Here is an 18,219-nt window from a genome sequence, read left to right as displayed (position 1 = left end):
AACAGACAGGCCTTAGTCTGTCTGCTTGAGGTTATTTTGGTGCTGCTGGCCTAGCTCCTTAAAGAAGCTGTCAGCGAGCTGGACTTTTTGGTAGGCTATGCCCGCCTGATCGAGCAGTTGGAGGGCATAGGGATGGTTGTGGTAGTTGTAGAGGTAATAAATCTTAGAAATGCCAGCTTGGATGATGGCCTTGCTGCACTGGAGGCAGGGAAAGTGGGAAACATAAATTTCCGCCCCAGCTGTTGGGGCACCAAATTTGGCACACTGGAGTAAGGCATTCATCTCGGCGTGAATGGTGCGCACGCAGTGGCCATCTTCCATGTAGCAGCCCTCGTCTATGCAGTGAACTTCACCTGAGACGGAGCCATTGTAGCCACCGGAAATAATCCGTTTGTCACGAACAATAACGGCTCCAACCATTAAACGTTGGCAGGTTGACCGCATAGAGAGCATGAGGCTCTGGGCAAGAAAGTATTGGTCCCAAGGGATGCGGTTGGACATTTTATCTTCTCCTTCTCTTTTGGGGTCAGACCCCTTCATACCAGTCACAGGCAACCAGCTGGATAGGATAGGTCAATTCGACTTCTTCTTTAAGCTGGAGGAGGCGGTTGCGACTTTTACTATAACTATTGGAGACTAGGGCGAAACCTAGGCTCATGAACTGGTGGTCATCTAAATAGGCAATCTCAGCTGCCGAAACGCCATACTTTCGCTGGCAGCGCTGGCATATACTCTTCACCAAGCGCCGCTTCTCCTTGAGCGAGTGGATGCCTGATAGCCGGCAGGTCAATTCAAAAGCTAATACGTACATTGTCATCCTTTCTAGAGATTAACAGGAGGTTATCCCATGTTAAGTAAAAAAGAACTACGCCAAAGAATCAAAGCCAAACGTCAAGAATTAAGTCCTGATTATTACCAGTCAGCCAGTCAAAGCATCACGGAACGCTTACTTAAAACAGAAGCCTACCACGATGCCCAGTGCATCTTTACCTTCCTGACCATGCCCAGGGAATTTGATACCGAGGGGCTCATTCGTCAGGCTTGGCAGGACGGGAAGACCATTGTTGTTCCCCGGGTTGAGCGCATGGGCGAGATGAGTCTGCGTCGCTATGACCAAGGAGATGCCCTCATCTTATCTTCCCTAAATATTGAAGAACCCAGTCCCGAGGCAGAGATTGTGCCCATAGAAGCCATTGACTGGGTCACCCTCCCCTGCATGACCTGTAATCCTAAGGGCGAACGTTTGGGCTATGGGGGCGGCTTCTACGACCGTTTCTTGGCCCAATACCAAGGCAAGGTGACCCTGCCCTACTTTGAAAAATTAATGGTAGACGAGATCCCCATGGCCCCCCATGACCACCTGGTACCTCATATTGTCACGGAAGCGGCAGAGTATTTCCCAGGCCGCTAGTCTCCATAGGCATCAAAATCAACTTCAACGTAGGTCTGACCAGTCTCCAGGGCCTCCAGGGCGAGTTTGCGGTCTTTAACAAGAGGACTGGGGAGGTCATCAAGAGGGAACCAGTCTAAAGCATCGTGTTTCTCGGGTTCGAGGATCCGAGGATCCCCTTGGAAACGCTGGCTTGTAAAGAAAATATTATAATAAGTGCTGTCTTGGCTAATGCGATTATGGCTGAGGAGGACGAAGTCGAGGTCGTCGACGTCAAGGGAGATGCCGATTTCTTCTTTGGCCTCCCGCACAATGGCTTGGCGGACAGTCTCAGCTGCTTCAACGTGACCACTAATCAGGTCCCACTGTTGAGGCAGCATTTTTGTATTGGCCCGGTGCTGGAGGAGGACCTCGGTCCGCCCGCCGTTTTGCCGGGTTAGGATGAGAATCCCAGCACTAGGTGATTGGTAGTGTTCTGACATAAGCTCCTTCTTTCTATTCTGACCGACTCAGATCATGGAATTCAGCTTGGACCAGGTCAGCCAAGTCTCTTGGCGCAAGGCCAAGCTGGAAGCCCCGTTTGCCGGCACTTACATAAATCATAGCATAAGCCAAGCTAGCTTGGTCAATATAAGTTGGCAGCGCCTGCTTCATTCCCACAGGTGAACAGCCGCCCCGAACATAACCGGTCACTTTGAGCAGGTCCTTTAGCGGTAAGAGTTCTAACTTCTTAACCCCGGCGATCCGGGCACGCTGCTTAAGGTTCAATTCTTCCAGGATCGGTAAGACAAAGACATAATAGTCCCTCGGCTTAGCCTGGCAGACGATGGTCTTAAACATTTGTTCAGCCGGTAGGTCGGAATGCTTGGCGGCATCTCGTCCGGACAGGTGGTCTTCATCATAGTCATATTCATGGTGTTCATAGGCGATGCCAGCTTCTTCAACTATTCGCATGGCATTGGTTTTCTTGTGTTTCTTAGCCATTTAAACTCCCTTCTTCAGGCTCAATTGACGCATAAAAGCTGCTAGATGACGGGCAATGACGCTGGGCCGAACCACATAGTGATCCTGGTAGATTTGGTCAGCCAAGGCACTGTGGCAGTAGACCGCGCTCAGGAGGGCGCCAGCCAAGTCTTCTTGGCTCTGTCCGATAAAGGCAGCGATCATTCCAGCCAGGGTATCCCCTGATCCGCCAACCGCCATGCCCGGATTGCCACAGGTATTTTGATAGTAGGTGTCTTGCCCCGGCAGGTAAAGCTGTGTGGCTTCGCTCTTCTTGACGAGGTAGACCTGGTAGTGGTCACACCAAGCTTGGACCTTGCCAGGATCTGACATCCCCGGCTGACTGCCATAGAGCCGGGCCCATTCCCCGGGATGGGGGGTCAAAATCACTTGGTCAAAGTCTTCAAGCCGGCAAATTCCATCCTGGATATCTGCTGCCAGCATGGTCAAGGCATCCCCATCAATAATCAGGGGCTTGGTCCTTGCTTCCTGGTAGACGGCTTGGCTCAGTTGACGCCAACGGTTGAGCGACCTTCCCATACCTGGGCCTAGAAGGATGATCTCGCTGCTTTGTAGGCACGCCTGGACCTGCTTAACATCTGACCAGTCCACTAGCATCACTTCAGGAAGACTGGCATGGATAGCGGGAAAGTTCACAGGATCTGTGGCTATGGTGATCAGACCCGCCCCTCCTGCTAAAGCGGCCTGGCCAGCCATCTGGATAGCCCCTCCCATATTCTGATTGCCCCCAATTAAGAGCAAACGCCCATAAGTCCCCTTATAAGACGCTTGCTTCCGCTGGGGCAGCCAGTTGACGACCTGGTCTTCGGTTATTTTTAAGGCTTGCATGTCCTTTAGCACTCCTTTATATTTTTCAAAAGCTATATCTTGTATCTCTTATGATTCTATGATACTATATCTAGGCGAAAAGAAAAAGATGGATCGAAAGGATGAAAGAAATGGTCAAAGTATATTCTAAACCTAATTGCATGCAATGTAAATTTACTAAGAAATTTTTAGATGAACATGGGGTGGCCTTCGAAATGATCGATGTGACGGAATCAGAGGCGGCCCTTGAAGAAGTCAAGGCGCTCGGCTTCCAAGCCCTACCTGTTATCGTCGCTGATGGCGAAGAACCCTTCTACGGCTTCCGCCCCGACATGCTTGCAAAATTTGCCTAATCGCAGCTTAAAGCCCCCTGATCGCTTTGGTCAGGGGGCTATTTTTGACTGCTGAAAGAGCGATTAAGCTATCTCTAGGCTTAATTGACTATTGGTTGATCTCTTCCATCAGGCTGTAGAGTTGGGTGGGATTGAGGGCCTCTTTCTCTGCTTGACTGAAGTCTCGGATGATATGGCCCCGGTCCATCAAGATCATCCGATTGCCGTAAGTCAAGGCGTCTTGCAGGTTGTGGGTAATCATGAGGGCAGTCAAATTCTCCTGGGAGACTTGTTGGGCTGTAATCTCTAGGATGCGACGGGAGGTCTTAGGATCTAGAGCAGCAGTATGTTCATCCAGTAAGAGGAGTTTCGGTTTGACAATGGTTGCCATCAATAAGGCGACCGACTGGCGTTGCCCCCCTGAAAGCAGGCCAATCTCTGCTTCCAAGCGTTCGTCGAGTCCCAAGCCCAATTGCTTGAGGATTTGCTTGTACTTGGCGCGTTTGTCTTGGTCTAAGGCCAATTGCAAGCCGCGGGTCTGCCCTCGTTTCTCGGCTAGGGCCAGGTTCTCTTCCACGGTCATCCGAGGAGCTGTGCCCATCTTAGGGTCCTGGAAGACCCGGGAGATGTAAGCGGCTCGCTCGATGTCGTTAGTTTCCGTGATGTCTTCGCCTTCTAGCAAAATCTTCCCAGCATCGAGGTCGAAGCTCCCGGCAATGGCATTGAGGAGGGTGGACTTGCCTGCCCCGTTCCCCCCAATAATCGTAATGAAGTCCCCTGCTTCAATGCTTAGGTTCAAATCATCCAAAGCATAAAATTCATCAGGTGTATGGGGATTGAAACGTTTGTCTACGTTTTTAAGCTCGAGTAAGTGCGTCATTAGTCTACCCCTTTCTTCTTTGACGGCTGCTACGGTTAAAGGAACGGCGAAGTGTTGGTATGGCTAGGCAGAGGCCAACGATAATAGCAGAGAAGAGCTTGAAGTCATCGGCATTGAAGTTGAGCATAAGCACCAGGCTTAAGAGTAAACGGTAGATAATAGAGCCCGCTACAATGGTAATAAAACGAGTGGTCAAGCTCACATTCTTAAAGATCACTTCGCCAATGATGATCGAAGCAAGGCCAATAACGACCGTCCCAATCCCCATGGAGATATCGGCATAACCGTTATCCGTTGCGACCAAAAGACCGGACGCGGCGATTAAACCGTTAGCTAACATATAGCCCAGCATGGTCATTTCATTGCTGTCAATACCGACGGCCCGGGCCATGTGGACATTGTCCCCGGTTGCAATTAGAGCTTGGCCGAGGTCAGTCTTAAAGAAGTAGGCCATCAGAGCAATGACAATGGCGACCACCACTGCCCCAATGAGAATAGTATCCACATTTCGCGGTAAATTCAGGCCGCTCAGCATGGTCTTAAAGGTCTCTTGGCCGCTCAGACTGAGATTGGCCTGGCCCATCATCTTCAGGTTGATGGAATAAAGTCCCGTCATGGTAATAATCCCTGATAGGAGCGGATTGATGTTCAGCTTGGTAACTAAGAGGGCGGTAATCGCGCCCGCCGCCATACCGGCTAAGAAGCCAATTAATAAGGCGATCACAGGATTTAGGCCGAAATGAATCATTTGGACGCCAATCGCTGCGCCTAAGGTAAAGGAACCTTCTGTTGTCATATCGGGAGCATTGAGGATGCGGAAACTAATATAGATGCCAAGCCCCATGACGGCCCAAATCACACCCTGTGATAAGGCAGAAATTATCATATCCATGCTTAGTGCCCTCCTTCATTAACATCTTGTGCTTTTTTGAGGACCGAGTCAGGCAGCTTAATGCCTAATTGGTCCGCTTTTTCCTTGTTGATATAGGTGTCGGTCTTATCGGTAAAGACAATGGGATGATCAGCCGGACTCTGGCCATCCATGAGGTCAGCCGTTACATTGGCTGTGTCGACTCCTAATTGGTACTGGTTGATCCCCACTGTGGCGAGGCCCCCATCCTTAACCATGGTATCGACAACTGGGAAGACAGGAATGCCCTTGCTGTCGGTGGCCGCAATCAAAGTCGGCATAGATGAAGCAATCGAGTTATCATTAGGGACCCAAATAGCATCCACATCATTGGCGAGCTGTTCAGCAACTTGGGCCAGGTCATTGGTTGAATTAATGGTCGCTTCTTTAATTTCATAGCCCATGTCAGCGGCGACTTCCTTGGCCAGGGCCACATTGGCGTGGGAGTTCGTTTCCGATGAATTGTAAATAATACCAATCGTTTTTGCTTCGGGAAGAATTTCTTTAATCAGGCTGAATTGCTCTTTAACCGGTGGGATATCTGAGACCCCGGTAATGTTAGCCCCTGGTTTCTCATAGTTTTCGACTAAGCCGGCTGACTTGGGATTAGCGACAGCCCCCATCACCACAGGAACATTGCCTTCTGCAGCATTAGCTAGGGCTTGAGCAGCCGGTGTGGCAATCCCTACCAGGTAGTCGGCATCATCTGCAATAAACTTGTCGGAAATCATTTTTAAGTTGTTTTGGTCCCCTTGGCCGTTCTGGTAGTCAATATGGATATTTTCCCCATCCACATAACCCCGCTCGGCCAGTTGGTCATAGAAGCCTTGGCGGATTTGGTCCAGGGCAGGATGGTCCATCAGTTGGAGCAGGCCCACCTTCAAGTCTTCATCCAAATCTTTAGCCGTCACGGCCTGGTTACCCGAATTAGTCTTGGGCGCTTGGGCTGCCTTGTTCTTCTCGATGAGCGTCGGCATCGCTAGGAATAATACCATCAAGGCAGCAATCAAGAAACTGCCTAATGCTGTGAATCGTTTCATTTCTTCCTTCCTCCTTGTAACAAAATAAAAAACCTCCAACTAAAGCAGAAGCTGCAGGTTCAAAAAAACCCGCACAGTCATAAAGTCACTCTTTATGCGTCTATGCGGGTACTCGAAATTGTCTTGTTATCACACCGCACAGATACAGCCTCAGTTGTCTGAAGTTGTATCTATTGCCTCAACAGTAATAAATACAACTAAGCCGTGCGGATTTGCCAAGCTCTAAGTTTTGTATCTAATACTGACATGTGATAACCTCCTTTGATTTGTTAAATCTAGAATAGCAGATTCCAAGTGACTTTGCAATAACTTTATTAAGATTTTATCATAATAAGAAGGATAAAATCCCCCTAGCTTTGATATTATAGGCTTTTTTGCTATAATTAGTGATTGGAAAGAAGGTGTTTGAATGTCATTTGATGGAATGTTTACACACAGCATGACAAGCGAACTCAAAGAGACACTGACACAAGGTAAAATTAACAAGATCCAACAACCTTCTGATTATGAAGTGCTCATCACCGTACGCAAGCAGGGGCAAAACCATAAGCTCCTCCTCTCTGCCCATCCAGACTTTGCCCGCGCCCAGCTCAGCCAGGTGGACTATCCCATGCCTGATAGCCCGGCCAATTTCTGTATGGTCCTCCGTAAGTACCTCAAGGGGGCCTTGGTCCTTGGCATCAAGCAGTATGAAAATGACCGCTTAATTCGTTTTGACCTTCTGCGGACCGATGAGATTGGCGACCAGCAGAAAGTCAGTCTAATTGTGGAAATCATGGGCCGACACTCTAATATTATCCTGGTCGACCACCAGGGCCAAATCTTAGATGTTATTAAACGGATTCCCGTCTATCAGAACCGCTACCGAACCTTGCTTCCGGGAGCGAGCTACCAATTACCCCCCTATCAAAATAAGGCTAACCCCTTCAAGATAGGCCCCGATTGGCAGCCAACCAGTCAACAGCCCTTATCCCGCCAAGTCCTCCAGAGTGAACTCATGGGACTGGGACGGGAATCGGCCGATGAAATCCTCTACCGGGCCCAGGCGGATCCGGACCAGCCACTGGGGCAGATTATCCATGACTTCTGCCAGTCTTTTGACCAAGCCCAGCCCTGCCTAACTTTTTCGGATAAAAAATTAGAGTATACAGCCTTCCCCTATCTTAGCCTTAGGGGAGAAAGAGAGACCTATCCAAGTCTAGGTCAGCTCCTGGATGTCTACTATGCTCGCCATACGGAGCGCCAACAGGTTCAAGAAATCGGCCAGCAGATTGACCAGGTCACCCAGCGGGAGCTCAAACACCAAAGAAAGAAACAGAAAAACCTGAGAAAGGACCTGGAAAAGAGCCAAAAAGCTGACCACTACCAGCTCTTCGGTGAGTTGCTTACCTCCAACCTCTACCAGCTCAAGGATAAGCAAGAGAGCGTCGACTTGCCCAATTACTATGACGACAACCGCCTGGTCCATATCCCGCTTAAGGTCGAGCTCTCACCTGCTGAAAATGCCCAAGCATATTACCAAAAATACAATAAATTAACAAACTCTCGCTCCCATATCCAAGAGCAGCTAGCTAAGAGCCAGGAAGAAATCGACTACCTTGAATCCATCCAGGCTCAGATTGAATGGTCTAATCCTAAAGAATTGGAGCTCATCCGTGAAGAACTCAAGGAAGAAGGTTATATCAAGGACCGTAAGAAGAAGACGCATAAGCGGATTAAACCGCTTAAACCCCGACAATTTACCAGTCCGTCTGGCTATGCGATTAAAGTGGGGCGCAATAACAAGCAAAATGACCAACTGACCATGCGCCAGGCCAATAAAAACCATTACTGGTTCCACGTCAAGGATATACCTGGCAGCCACGTTATTTTGGAAAGCGACCAAGCTGAGGAGGAGGACATCCGAGCTGCAGCCAGTATCGCCGCCCATTATTCCAAAGCGCGTCACTCCAACAATGTACCCGTGGACTATACCCTGGTCAAGGATGTTAAGAAGCCAAACGGTGCTAAGCCTGGCTTTGTCAACTACTTCAATCAAAAAACCGTCTTTGTCACGCCTGCCCAGATTGCTAACGAGGAATAAAGGAGAACGTTTGTTTGTATCTCTGAGCCTTCTATGCTATAATAAAAGCAAATTAATCGAGGAGGACACAGAGATGAGAGAACGGCAACTGCAAATCTTACGCTATATCTTTGATTGTGTTGACGATAAGGGCTATCCCCCGACTGTCCGCGAAATTTGCGATGCAGTTGGTCTGGCCTCAACGTCCACAGTCCATGGTCACTTAAACCGCTTGGAAGAAGGCGGCTATCTCTTTAAGGATTCAACCAAACCGAGGGCCTTGGAAATCACCCAAAAAGGCCTGGATAAGTTAGGTATCAATACCCGAGGCATCCCCATGCTAGGGACTGTTACAGCAGGTCAACCGATCACGGCCTACGAAGATATTGAGGGCTATTTTCCTAAGCCCCCTCATCTAGCTGAGAGCGAAGAGGACCTCTTCATGCTGAAGATTCGTGGGGATTCGATGATTGAAGCCGGCATCCTCAACGGCGACTATGTCCTGGTGCGCCAGCAGCAGAGTGCAGAAAACGGTGAGATTGTCATTGCCATGACTGAAGCCGATGAAGCCACCTGCAAACGCTTCTTCAAAGAAGACGGTCATATCCGCCTGCAACCTGAAAACCATGAAATGGCCCCAATTATCTTGGATAACTGTACCATCCTAGGTAAGGTCATCTCCCTCTTTAGGGAACATACTTTTTAAATCAAAAAGGAAACTGGCTGTGTCGACCAGTTTCCTTTTTTCGTTTATTTTTTTAGTTGATGATCTCTAGTCGGGTTCGACTTGGCAGGCTTGGAGTGCTTTCACAAGTCTGAAACGAGCGACAAGTTCGCTCTTATTCTGACTTGCTCCAAGCATCCAAGCCTAAGCGCCAAGTCTCACACCCTGTGTAGTCGAGTTCGGTCGCGCAGAAGTGGCTCCTCTTCACAAGAGTCCACTTCTAAACGCACGCCCTCTCACCCTGATCTAGTCGGGTTCACAGAGGCAGAAGCTTCTCCACTTCACACGATCGAAACGTGCAAGCTGGGCTTGCCCTTTTTCGTTCGTGCTCCAGTGGTAAGCTTCTAACCGCCTCTGCTCTCACCCTTTAGTCGGGTTCGCAAGAGCAGCTTTGGAGAGCTTTCGCAAGTTGGAAACGTGCAAGCATGGCTTGCCCTTATTCCAACTTACTCCAAGCTTCCAAAGCTAACCGCCTCTGCTCTCACCCTTGTTTAGTCGGGTTCGCAGAGGCAGAAAGGGAGTGACTTCAGCAAAGTGGAACGATCGGCTTACAGCCGCTCTTATCCGCTTTGCCTCCAGTCATCCCTTTCTAACCACCTCTGCTCTCACCCTTTAGTCGGGTTCGGGCTAGCAGAAATAGTTCCTCTTCACAAAGCTCCGCCGAAGACTTTCTGTCTTCTCTGGATCTTTGCTCCAGAGGTCTATTTCTCCCGCTAGCCTTCTCACCCTTGTTTAATAAGTTAGGATTTTGAATATGTCGAGGTTTGGGATTTTTTCCCGGCCCTTGAGTGCTTCGAGTTCAATGATGAAGGCAGCACCGACTACTTCGCCTCCTAGTTTTTCAACTAATTGGGTCGTGGCTTGGATTGTTCCTCCAGTTGCCAGAAGATCATCCACGATGAGTACTCGTTGGCCTGCTTTGACTGCGTCTTGGTGGAGTTGGAGGGTATTTTCCCCGTATTCTAAGCCATAATCGACGCTAATAATCTCACGCGGGAGTTTTCCCTTCTTCCGAGCAGGGGCAAAGCCAATGCCGAGTTGGTAGGCCACAGGACAGCCTACAATAAAGCCCCGTGCTTCCGGCCCCACAATCATATCGACTTCCTTATCCTTAGCGAACTGGACAATCTGGTCAATGGCCGCATGGAAGGCTTCCCCATCAGCCATCAGCGGAGTAATATCGCGGAAGGTAACTCCCTCTTCCGGATAGTTCTCGATACTCGCAATATAATCTTCAAAATTCATGTTTTCCTCCTTATCTTGCGCTGTTTGTCTAAGACGCAAAAAAGTAGTTCCTAATTGACTCAATATCATTATAAAGCAAAACTTGCTCACTGTTTAATACTTGCTCATACTTAGTTAAATAGGCTTTTAAGTCTACCTTGCCTTGGACGGGCAAGATATGGAGCATATCCCCTTGCCAGGCAACCAGCCCCGCTTCTTCTAGGATATCCGTCATCAAGACCAGCTGGCCTTCAGCTAGTTTAAGATAGCTTGCTAGGACGCCTGCTTGTCCCTTGAGTGGCAATTGGGGGTGGCCTAAGAGGTAGCGATAGTAACGCTCAAAGTCTTCGCGCTGAGGCAGGCCATTGAGGTAGACCTGCTTAGGCGAATAGGCAAATAAATAGAGGTTCTTAATTCCTCGCTCTTGGACAAAGCGACGGATTGCTTCTAAGTCCTGGGGGCAGTCAAAAAGAACTGCCTGCTGGTAGCCCTCCCCTAAGTCCTGGTCCAGTTCGTCCACTAAGATCCCCCGGCTCGAGCTTGGAATTTGATCTTGGTAGGCGGCCAAGTATTTGGCCTCTTGGAAGAGGTAGTAGGCCTCCTCCACAGCAAAGACTTCTTCTCGTGCCCGGGCCTGGCGGAGATCAATCACACTTGCTTCATCCACTCGCATATCGAGCAGAAAAGCCTGGGGCGACCGCTTACCCTGCCACTCATTGATTGAAAGTCCGACCGCTGCTTCTAAGGGGTTGCCTAGACTCAGTTGCTGGGCAAATTTGCCCATACGAAAGCCAATCAGACTAAGGTCAGCTGCTTCGGCTAGGCCTAATTTAAGGGTTTGCTTATCCCGTCCAAGCTGCTGGATCCGACTGATAGGGCCGGCTTCGAGCAAGAAGCGAGGTTTGGGGTTATCTGTCCCAAAAGGTTTCAAGCCCTGTAAGGCCTCCAGACTCACCAAGTTAACGGCTGCAGGCTGGAGCCGGCCATCTAGGTCTAAGGGGGCGGGTCTTTGAACAATTTCATGGATGGATTCACCGAGCTCCTGTAAACCAGACTGCCAGTCGGCGAACTTAGCTTCCCCAATCGTCAAGCCGGCTGCCATGGCATGGCCTCCAAAGGCTAGCATCTGGTCATCAAGCTGGCTCAGTAAATCAAAGAGGTTGACCCCTTGAACCGACCGGCCGGATCCCTTGTAGAGTGCCTGGTCTGTCTTGTGGGTTAAGACCAGGCAAGGGCGTTGGTAACGTTCCACCAGGCGGCTGGCCACAATTCCCAGGACCCCCTCGTGCCAGTCATCCTGCCAGCAGACCAAGATATCGTCCAAGTGGTCGCGCTGGTCGACTTCTGCCCGGGCTTCTGCTTCAATTTGGTCGACTAAGGCCCGCCGCTCGTCATTAATGGCTTCCATCTCTTGGAGGCCTTCATCGACCTCGTCTGGGTCAAAACTCATCAAGAGTTGGAGGCCGAGATTGGCATCAGATAGGCGACCCAAAGCGTTGAGCCGAGGAGCAATCTTGAAGCCGATCGTCTCTTCATCAATTTGCGAGGGGCTGATTTCAAGTTTCTCAAAAAGCCGGATAAAGGCCAAGCGCTGGGTTTGCTTGAGTTGCTGGAGGCCTAATTTAACTAGCGAACGGTTTTCGTCTGTCAGGCTGACAAGGTCTGCTACCGTCCCAATGGCACAGAGGTCCAAGAGATCTATGGGGAGCGCTCCGGTTAGCGCTTGGACCACTTTCAAAGCCACCCCAGCCCCACTTAAATCATCGAAGGGATAGGCCTGGTCCGGGTGGCGGGGATGGACAATGGCATAGGCGTCTGGAAGGCTGTCTGCCATTTCATGGTGGTCTGTGACGATAACATCCACGCCTTGGGCTTGGGCATGGGCAATCGCTTCATGCCCCTTGACCCCATTGTCACAGGTCAGGATGACTTGGATGCCCTGCTTAATATAATAATTATAGACATCCTTGTTGGGCCCATAACCATCAACAAAGCGGTCTGGCAAATAGCTATGAACATTAGCGCCCATGTTTTCTAAGCCTTCAACCAAGATGGTGGCGGCCGTAATCCCATCGGCATCGTAGTCCCCATAAACCAAGATGGCTTGCCCGGCTTCAATGGCGGCCATCAAGCGGTCCACTGCCCGGTCCATATCGGATAAGAGGAAGGGATCGTGGATGATAGGCTCTTCGTCTAGGAAGTGATTGATGGCCTCTTCATCTTGGAAACCTCTTTGGTAGAGCAAGTCAACCAGCAAGTCAGGAAGGTCCAAGACTTCCTTAAGCTGGGCGATATTTTCCTGGTCCAGGTCTGTTAATTGGTCAGAGCTTACTTTCCAGTCATAGTTTGCTTTAAGCAAGTATCTCCCTACTTTCTACTTGATTTGAAATTGGTCAAAATCTTTAACAACGAGGCTTTGCGGATGAATTTTTTGAGCACCTTGGACCAATTGTTTGATCTGGGGTGCTGTAACATAGCGGGAAGAGATATGCGTTAAATAAAGCTGCTTGACGCCCGCTTTTTTAGCCAATTGGGCGGCTTGGGCAGCTGTCGAATGAAAGTGACGGTGGGCCATCTTCTCTTCTCCCGCTTCATAGGTTGCTTCATGGACTAAGACATCGGCATCTTGAGCCAGGCTTAAGGCTTGGTCACAAGGCCGGGTATCCCCAAAGATCGTCACGACCTTGCCCGCTTGCTTGTCAGCAACAAAGTCATTGCCATCGAGCACCCGGCCATCTTCTAACTTAACCTGTTCTCGTTGTTTGAGCTTGCCTAAGAGCGGGCCATTTGGAACCCCAGCCTCGCGGGCCTTATCGATGAGGAGTTCCCCTTCTTGATCAGCTTGTTCTACCCGATAACCCAAACATTCTACTGCGTGGTCGAGCGGACCATAGCTTACCTTGAAGGCCGCATCTTCAAAAGCCAGGCCCTCCCCTTCCAGTTCAACAATCTTCAAAGGATAGTTGAGCTTACTCTGAGAGACCTTTAAAGCCGTCCAAATATACTGTTTTAAACCTTTCGGGCCGTATACCGTTAATGGGCGCTGGGCCCCGCCTTGGAAGGACCTTGAACTCAAAAAGCCCGGTAGGCCATAGAGGTGGTCCCCATGAAGGTGGGTAATAAAGACCTTGGTAACCTTACCTGGTTTGAGCGTTGTTTGTAAAATCTGTTGCTGGGTCGCTTCACCACAATCAAAGAGCCACATCTCATTAATCTCATCCAACAACTTCAACATCAGAGCGGACACATTGCGTTGACGACTCGGCACACCAGCTCCTGTTCCTAAAAAATGTAATTCCAATTCAAAAACCTTTCTAAATGCCTCTTGGCACAGCCTAGGACTAGGATAAAAGAGGGGTAGGTTCTGGGACCGAACTGCTTTCAAAGCACCAAGTCTCATCGCCCTACCCCACTATTTATCAGATCTTATTTAATCAAAAAATTCAAACTCATAATCTCGAATACGGACAATATCGCCAGCCTTGGCTCCTGCTTCAACTAAAGCTTGGTCGACCCCATGGTGCTTGAGTTTGCGTGCAAAACGCAAGGCACTCTCGTCGTATTCAAGGTTGGCCATCAGGAAGTCTTTCTCAATCCGGTCGCCTGATAAGACAAACATTTTGTCTGCTTGGTCATAGGACAAATTGAAATAAGGCTCTTCGGTTTCGATTTGGTAGACCTTATGCGCTTCTTCTGGCTCTTTGGCCTTTTCCGCTTCGATCTGAGCTTGGCGGACTTCTTCAGCTTGGATCAAGCGATAGGTCTCCTCCATCAAGTCTTTTAGGCCAGATTGGCTAATAGCTGAAATTGGGAAAATCTCAGGCAGGTCGCGATTAGGGAAGTGGTCGCTAAAGTAAGCTGCTAATTTTTCCCGGAATTCCTCAATGTAGAGTTCTGCTTCAGGAATATCCATTTTATTGGCGACAATAATGGTGGGCCGGTCTAAGATGCTTTCATCATAGGTCTTCAATTCCTCATTGATTGCCACATAGTCCTCGAAAGGGTCACGGTTCTCAAAACCTCCCATATCCACAACATGGAGGATCACCTTGGTCCTTTGCACATGGCGCAAGAATTGGAAGCCAAGTCCAATTCCTTCTGCCGCCCCTTCAATTAGACCTGGTAAGTCGGCCAGGACAAAGGAGCGCTGGTCGGATAAGTCCACCACGCCCAGGTTAGGCGACAGGGTTGTAAAGTGGTAGTCGCCGATTTTTGGTTTAGCAGCACTGACAATGGAGAGGATGGTTGACTTGCCCACTGACGGGAAGCCTACCAGTCCAGCGTCTGCTAAGACCCGGAGTTCTAATTGCAGGGTCCTTTCCTGACCGGGCTCACCGTTTTCAGCAATTTCTGGTGCAGGATTATTGTGGGTGGCAAATTTGATATTGCCCCGGCCACCGCGACCGCCCTTGGCAACAATGGCTTCCTGGCCGTCATCGACCAAATCCGCTAGCACTTCACCCGTTTCAAAGTCTTTGACGATGGTGCCTGGGGGAACGCCAACAATGAGGTCTTCTGCCCCTCGGCCATAGCGGCCCTTGGTCATCCCATTTTGCCCAGGCTTAGCCTTAAAGTGGCGGTTATAGCGGAAGTCGAGCAGGGTCCGCAGTCCCTCATCCACGCGGAAAATAATGTCGCCGCCCCGGCCGCCATCGCCTCCAGCTGGGCCTCCATCTGGACGGTATTTTTCACGCAGGAAGGCGACAAGGCCATCGCCACCCTTGCCTGCTTTGACCCAAATTTTGGCATAATCATAAAAAGTTGACATCTTTTGCCTCCTTTCTCTATTTTTACTTTCTTCTTTTATTTTATTAGGAGTTCCTTGGTATTGGCAAGTACTTTGACTGGCTGGCCAATTTTAGCTAAGAGGACTAGGCGGTTATTGCGCACCGCTTCGTCATCAGTAAAGACCATGTTGTCTTCGAAGAATTGCTCAATAAGTGGCGCTAGTTCAGCCAAAGCTTGGTAGTAGTCAGCCGGTGTATCGCCCAAGTGTAGGCTGTCCACGGCCTGGTAGAGGGCCTCTTCACTTGGCGTCTCTAGGAGATCTGCTGATAAGCTCACTTGGTCGATGTCAAATTCTTCCATCTTGCCTTTGAGGTTTAAGATTCGATTCCAAGACTCAATAATGGACTTAAAGTCTTCATCACTGTGGTGGTCAGCCAGAACCTTGGCAGCTGCGAGTTTTTGGTTGATGTCCTGGCAGCTAGAGCCTAGGACTGCCTGGCTAATATCTCTAGTATAGCCTTCTGATTCAAGCACGTTCTTCAAGCGTTCCAGCATGAAGGCATAGACCTGATCCGCTAAGTCAGCTTGGCCAGCTTCAGACGGATAGACCGCTTCTAAAATGGCTTCAAGGTCTTCCCCCCAATCGAAGGGTAGCTCTTCAGCGGCAAGCAGACGGACAATCCCGATCATCTGCCGGCGCAGCGCGAAGGGGTCATTGGAGCCTGAAGGGATGCGGTCAATCTTAAAGAAGCTGATAATGGTATCCAGCTTGTCGGCTATGGCAAAGAGAATTCCCAAGGCAGACTGGCCGAGTGCTGCATCGGAAGCAATTGGCATGTAGTGTTCGCGGATGGCTACAGCCACTTCTTCCGCTTCCCCTGCTTCTCTGGCATAATATTCCCCCATAATCCCTTGGAGTTCGGAGAATTCGTTGACAATATTTGTTTCCAAGTCGAATTTATAAATGTCGCCAGTCCGTTCGATCAAGGGTTCAAAATCACTGGATAAGTAGTCTGCAAAGAGGTTTTCCATGGTCCAATGGTTGTACAAGAACTTCGCAATTTGCTTCACCCGGTTCATTTTTTCCTTCATGCTACCGATTTCGGCGTGGAAGGTCACATGGCTAAGCCGCTTAGCAAAGTCATCAATCGATTGCTTCTTGTCTTCCTCGACGAAGAACAGACCATCTTCTAGGCGGGCCACCAGGACTTTTTCATTACCGTGGCGGACATTCTCCAAGCCTTCTTCATTCCCATTGCGAACGGCCACAAATTTAGGCAGTAAGTTTCCTTCATGGTCGGACACATAGAAGTAACGTTGGTGTTCAGCCATTGATGTAATGAGGACAGGATCTGGCAGAGCCAGGTACTTGTCATCGAAGCTGCCGATGAAGGCTGTCGGATACTCGACAATCTGAGTGACTTCTTCTAGCAATGCCTCATCTTGGCTCACTTGAACGCCTTCAGCTTCCGCTAGGTCTTTAATTTGTTGGACAATGACTTCTTTACGCTTATCCTGGTCAGCGATCACATAGTCTCGCTCGAGAAGTTTCTCATAGTTAGAAGCCTTGTCGATGGCTAGCTGGTCATGACCCAAAAAGCGATGTCCGCGCGTATAGCGATCTGCTTGAATCCCTAAGAGTTCAAAGGGCAGGACCTGGTCATCTAAGAGGGAGAGGAACCAGTGGATGGGACGGATATACTTAAAATTCTGGTGGGTCGACCAGTACATAGAGACAGGGAAGGTCATCTGCGTGATGCACTGGCTGATTTGAGGCAGGATCTCTTGGCTAGGCTTGCCGGCTTCTTTAATCTCCGCATAGATATAGCCGTCTTCGACATAGAGATCATCTGTTGACAGGCCCTTACCCCGGGCAAAACCTTGGGCAGCCTTGGTCCATTCGCCTTGGTCATCCTTAGCAATCTTTTCAGAGGGCCCCTTAGCGGTCTCCACAAAGTCAGTCTGTTGGTCAGCCAGGCCATCCACTAAGACTGCGAAGCGACGAGGAGTCGCAAAGGCTTTGATGGCATCATAGGTCAAACGGTGGTCGGTTAAGAAGCTAGCGACCCGGTCTTGGAATTGTTGGCTGATTTGACGCACATACTTGGCGGGCATCTCTTCTAGACCAACTTCTAATAAATATTGTTGCTTACTCATTAGCTGCGTCCTCCTCTAATAGTTTTTCCGCTTCTTCCCGGCTCAATAAAGGATAAGCCAGAGCTTTGCGGTTAGCGACAAATTGTTTGGCCACTTGCCGGGCCATGTTGCGGATACGGCTCAGATAGGCCTGACGGTCAGTTGTCGAGATCACCCCGCGCGCATCCAAGAGGTTAAAGGTATGGGAACATTTCAGGATATAGTCATAGGCTGGATGGACCAACTTATTGTCGATTTGTTTAAGGGCTTCTTCTTCATAGAAGTTAAACATCTTAAAGAGTTCCTCATAATTTGATTCTTCGAAGGTATACTTAGAATGTTCGTATTCGGGTTGTTTAAAGATTTCACCATAACGAACGCCCCCGCCCCATTCCAAGTCATAGACATTATCTACGCCTTGAATATAGGAGGCCAAACGTTCGAGCCCATAAGTAATCTCACAAGTCGTTGGGTGGCAGTCCAAGCCCCCAACTTGTTGGAAATAAGTGAATTGGGTAATTTCCATCCCATCAATCCATACTTCCCAGCCTAGACCGGCACAGCCCATGGAAGGGTTCTCCCAGTTATCTTCAACGAAGCGGATATCATGGTCCTTAGCATTAAGGCCCAAGCGTTCCAGACTTTGGATATAGAGCTCTTGGATATTGTCGGGATGAGGTTTCATCACCACTTGGTATTGGTGGTGTTGGTAGAGGCGGTTGGGGTTCTCCCCGTAGCGCCCATCATCTGGCCGACGGGAAGGTTCCACATAGCTGGCATTCCATGGTTCAGGTCCGATGGCTCGCAGAATGGTATAAGGACTCATGGTCCCTGCTCCCTTCTCCGTATCATAAGCATTCAGAATGAGGCAGCCTTGCTCTGACCAGAACTGGTGCAAGGTTAAAATCATCCCTTGTAAGGTATTGGCTGCTTGGTTCATCTTGTTTTCTCCTCTTTTCTTTA

Annotated in this window: 18 protein-coding genes; 4 read left to right on the top strand and 14 right to left on the bottom strand. The window is 49.5% G+C overall.

The genetic code is table 11. The features are described from left to right. Window positions 1-12 precede the first annotated feature (12 nt). A complete protein-coding gene (locus F6I03_RS01315; RefSeq protein ID WP_070430806.1) occupies window positions 13-501 on the bottom strand; it encodes a ComE operon protein 2 in 489 nt (162 codons plus the stop codon). A gap of 25 nt (window positions 502-526) precedes the next feature. After that, a complete protein-coding gene (locus tag F6I03_RS01310) occupies window positions 527-811 on the bottom strand; it encodes a DUF503 domain-containing protein (RefSeq protein WP_168160468.1) in 285 nt (94 codons plus the stop codon). A 36-nt stretch (window positions 812-847) separates the two neighbouring features. On the opposite strand from F6I03_RS01310, the gene F6I03_RS01305 reads away from it, so the two are divergent. Next, window positions 848-1,411 (top strand): 5-formyltetrahydrofolate cyclo-ligase, encoded by a 564-nt coding sequence (locus tag F6I03_RS01305; RefSeq protein WP_070430808.1) that lies wholly within the window; start codon window positions 848-850, stop codon window positions 1,409-1,411. On the opposite strand, the gene F6I03_RS01300 is transcribed toward F6I03_RS01305, so the two are convergent. Genes F6I03_RS01300 through F6I03_RS01290 form a run of 3 tightly spaced genes read right to left on the bottom strand, consistent with a single transcriptional unit; the run spans window position 1,408 to window position 3,241 of the window. Further along, complete coding sequence (locus tag F6I03_RS01300; RefSeq protein ID WP_083290550.1) at window positions 1,408-1,872, bottom strand: NUDIX hydrolase; 465 nt, start codon at window positions 1,870-1,872, stop codon at window positions 1,408-1,410. The two genes, F6I03_RS01305 and F6I03_RS01300, sit on opposite strands and share 4 nt — an antisense overlap. Window positions 1,873-1,885: 13 nt before the next feature. After that, window positions 1,886-2,374 (bottom strand): Cys-tRNA(Pro) deacylase, encoded by a 489-nt coding sequence (ybaK, locus tag F6I03_RS01295; protein WP_070430809.1) that lies wholly within the window; start codon window positions 2,372-2,374, stop codon window positions 1,886-1,888. Beyond that, the gene (locus tag F6I03_RS01290) at window positions 2,375-3,241 is read right to left on the bottom strand and encodes an NAD(P)H-hydrate dehydratase (protein ID WP_070430810.1); all 867 of its coding nucleotides are present in this window, start codon (window positions 3,239-3,241) and stop codon (window positions 2,375-2,377) included. A gap of 110 nt (window positions 3,242-3,351) precedes the next feature. Here F6I03_RS01290 and nrdH point away from each other — a divergent pair, with 110 nt between their 5' ends. Continuing rightward, a complete protein-coding gene (gene nrdH, locus F6I03_RS01285; protein ID WP_070430811.1) occupies window positions 3,352-3,573 on the top strand; it encodes a glutaredoxin-like protein NrdH in 222 nt (73 codons plus the stop codon). An 88-nt stretch (window positions 3,574-3,661) separates the two neighbouring features. On the opposite strand, the gene F6I03_RS01280 is transcribed toward nrdH, so the two are convergent. The 3 genes from F6I03_RS01280 to trpX are packed head-to-tail and all read right to left on the bottom strand — an operon-like array spanning window position 3,662 to window position 6,382. Then, window positions 3,662-4,432 carry an ABC transporter ATP-binding protein gene (locus F6I03_RS01280; RefSeq protein ID WP_070430812.1) on the bottom strand — a complete coding sequence of 257 codons (771 nt, stop codon included), beginning with the start codon at window positions 4,430-4,432 and terminating at the stop codon, window positions 3,662-3,664. A 4-nt stretch (window positions 4,433-4,436) separates the two neighbouring features. Then, window positions 4,437-5,324, bottom strand: a complete 888-nt coding sequence (locus tag F6I03_RS01275; RefSeq protein ID WP_070430813.1) for an ABC transporter permease — start codon at window positions 5,322-5,324, stop codon at window positions 4,437-4,439. A gap of 2 nt (window positions 5,325-5,326) precedes the next feature. Then, on the bottom strand, window positions 5,327-6,382 hold the full coding sequence (trpX, locus tag F6I03_RS01270) for a tryptophan ABC transporter substrate-binding protein (RefSeq protein WP_070430814.1): 1,056 nt from the start codon (window positions 6,380-6,382) through the stop codon (window positions 5,327-5,329). 409 nt (window positions 6,383-6,791) lie between these two features. Here trpX and F6I03_RS01265 point away from each other — a divergent pair, with 409 nt between their 5' ends. Together F6I03_RS01265 and lexA are read left to right on the top strand one after the other, a co-directional pair. Continuing rightward, the gene (locus tag F6I03_RS01265; protein WP_070430815.1) at window positions 6,792-8,465 is read left to right on the top strand and encodes an NFACT family protein; all 1,674 of its coding nucleotides are present in this window, start codon (window positions 6,792-6,794) and stop codon (window positions 8,463-8,465) included. A gap of 73 nt (window positions 8,466-8,538) precedes the next feature. Beyond that, window positions 8,539-9,150: a transcriptional repressor LexA gene (gene lexA, locus F6I03_RS01260; RefSeq protein ID WP_070430816.1), complete on the top strand. Its 612-nt coding sequence runs from the start codon at window positions 8,539-8,541 to the stop codon at window positions 9,148-9,150. Between the two features lie 750 nt (window positions 9,151-9,900). On the opposite strand, the gene F6I03_RS01255 is transcribed toward lexA, so the two are convergent. The 6 genes from F6I03_RS01255 to glyQ all read right to left on the bottom strand — a co-directional run bounded on the left by F6I03_RS01255 (window position 9,901) and on the right by glyQ (window position 18,196). After that, a complete protein-coding gene (locus tag F6I03_RS01255) occupies window positions 9,901-10,413 on the bottom strand; it encodes an adenine phosphoribosyltransferase (RefSeq protein ID WP_070430836.1) in 513 nt (170 codons plus the stop codon). A 28-nt stretch (window positions 10,414-10,441) separates the two neighbouring features. Then, complete coding sequence (recJ, locus tag F6I03_RS01250; protein ID WP_150983040.1) at window positions 10,442-12,751, bottom strand: single-stranded-DNA-specific exonuclease RecJ; 2,310 nt, start codon at window positions 12,749-12,751, stop codon at window positions 10,442-10,444. Window positions 12,752-12,766: 15 nt separating this feature from the next. Continuing rightward, a complete protein-coding gene (rnz, locus tag F6I03_RS01245) occupies window positions 12,767-13,693 on the bottom strand; it encodes a ribonuclease Z (protein WP_070430838.1) in 927 nt (308 codons plus the stop codon). A 129-nt stretch (window positions 13,694-13,822) separates the two neighbouring features. After that, entirely contained in the window at window positions 13,823-15,160 is a 1,338-nt protein-coding gene (gene obgE / locus F6I03_RS01240; protein ID WP_070430839.1) for a GTPase ObgE, read from the bottom strand. A gap of 35 nt (window positions 15,161-15,195) precedes the next feature. After that, entirely contained in the window at window positions 15,196-17,277 is a 2,082-nt protein-coding gene (gene glyS / locus F6I03_RS01235) for a glycine--tRNA ligase subunit beta (protein ID WP_070430840.1), read from the bottom strand. After that, complete coding sequence (gene glyQ / locus F6I03_RS01230; RefSeq protein WP_070430841.1) at window positions 17,270-18,196, bottom strand: glycine--tRNA ligase subunit alpha; 927 nt, start codon at window positions 18,194-18,196, stop codon at window positions 17,270-17,272. Before glyQ ends, glyS begins: the two co-directional genes overlap by 8 nt. Window positions 18,197-18,219: the final 23 nt, after the last annotated feature.

This window comes from Aerococcus sanguinicola (genome assembly GCF_008726925.1).
GTDB lineage: Bacteria > Bacillota > Bacilli > Lactobacillales > Aerococcaceae > Aerococcus.
Note: the sequence above shows the minus strand (reverse complement) of the source record. Positions and strands in the feature narration are given on the sequence as shown.

Bases quoted from the DNA above. Each gene is read 5' to 3' on its own strand.
- obgE (WP_070430839.1), bottom strand. From the start codon at position 15,160: ATGTCAACTTTTTATGATTATGCCAAAATTTGGGTCAAAGCAGGCAAG.
- F6I03_RS01310 (WP_168160468.1), bottom strand. From the start codon at position 811: ATGTACGTATTAGCTTTTGAATTGACCTGCCGGCTATCAGGCATCCAC.
- lexA (WP_070430816.1), top strand. From the start codon at position 8,539: ATGAGAGAACGGCAACTGCAAATCTTACGCTATATCTTTGATTGTGTT.
- F6I03_RS01290 (WP_070430810.1), bottom strand. From the start codon at position 3,241: ATGCAAGCCTTAAAAATAACCGAAGACCAGGTCGTCAACTGGCTGCCC.
- nrdH (WP_070430811.1), top strand. From the start codon at position 3,352: ATGGTCAAAGTATATTCTAAACCTAATTGCATGCAATGTAAATTTACT.
- glyQ (WP_070430841.1), bottom strand. From the start codon at position 18,196: ATGAACCAAGCAGCCAATACCTTACAAGGGATGATTTTAACCTTGCAC.
- F6I03_RS01305 (WP_070430808.1), top strand. From the start codon at position 848: ATGTTAAGTAAAAAAGAACTACGCCAAAGAATCAAAGCCAAACGTCAA.
- trpX (WP_070430814.1), bottom strand. From the start codon at position 6,382: ATGAAACGATTCACAGCATTAGGCAGTTTCTTGATTGCTGCCTTGATG.
- F6I03_RS01265 (WP_070430815.1), top strand. From the start codon at position 6,792: ATGTCATTTGATGGAATGTTTACACACAGCATGACAAGCGAACTCAAA.
- F6I03_RS01280 (WP_070430812.1), bottom strand. From the start codon at position 4,432: ATGACGCACTTACTCGAGCTTAAAAACGTAGACAAACGTTTCAATCCC.
- F6I03_RS01300 (WP_083290550.1), bottom strand. From the start codon at position 1,872: ATGTCAGAACACTACCAATCACCTAGTGCTGGGATTCTCATCCTAACC.
- F6I03_RS01275 (WP_070430813.1), bottom strand. From the start codon at position 5,324: ATGGATATGATAATTTCTGCCTTATCACAGGGTGTGATTTGGGCCGTC.
- F6I03_RS01315 (WP_070430806.1), bottom strand. From the start codon at position 501: ATGTCCAACCGCATCCCTTGGGACCAATACTTTCTTGCCCAGAGCCTC.
- F6I03_RS01255 (WP_070430836.1), bottom strand. From the start codon at position 10,413: ATGAATTTTGAAGATTATATTGCGAGTATCGAGAACTATCCGGAAGAG.
- glyS (WP_070430840.1), bottom strand. From the start codon at position 17,277: ATGAGTAAGCAACAATATTTATTAGAAGTTGGTCTAGAAGAGATGCCC.
- ybaK (WP_070430809.1), bottom strand. From the start codon at position 2,374: ATGGCTAAGAAACACAAGAAAACCAATGCCATGCGAATAGTTGAAGAA.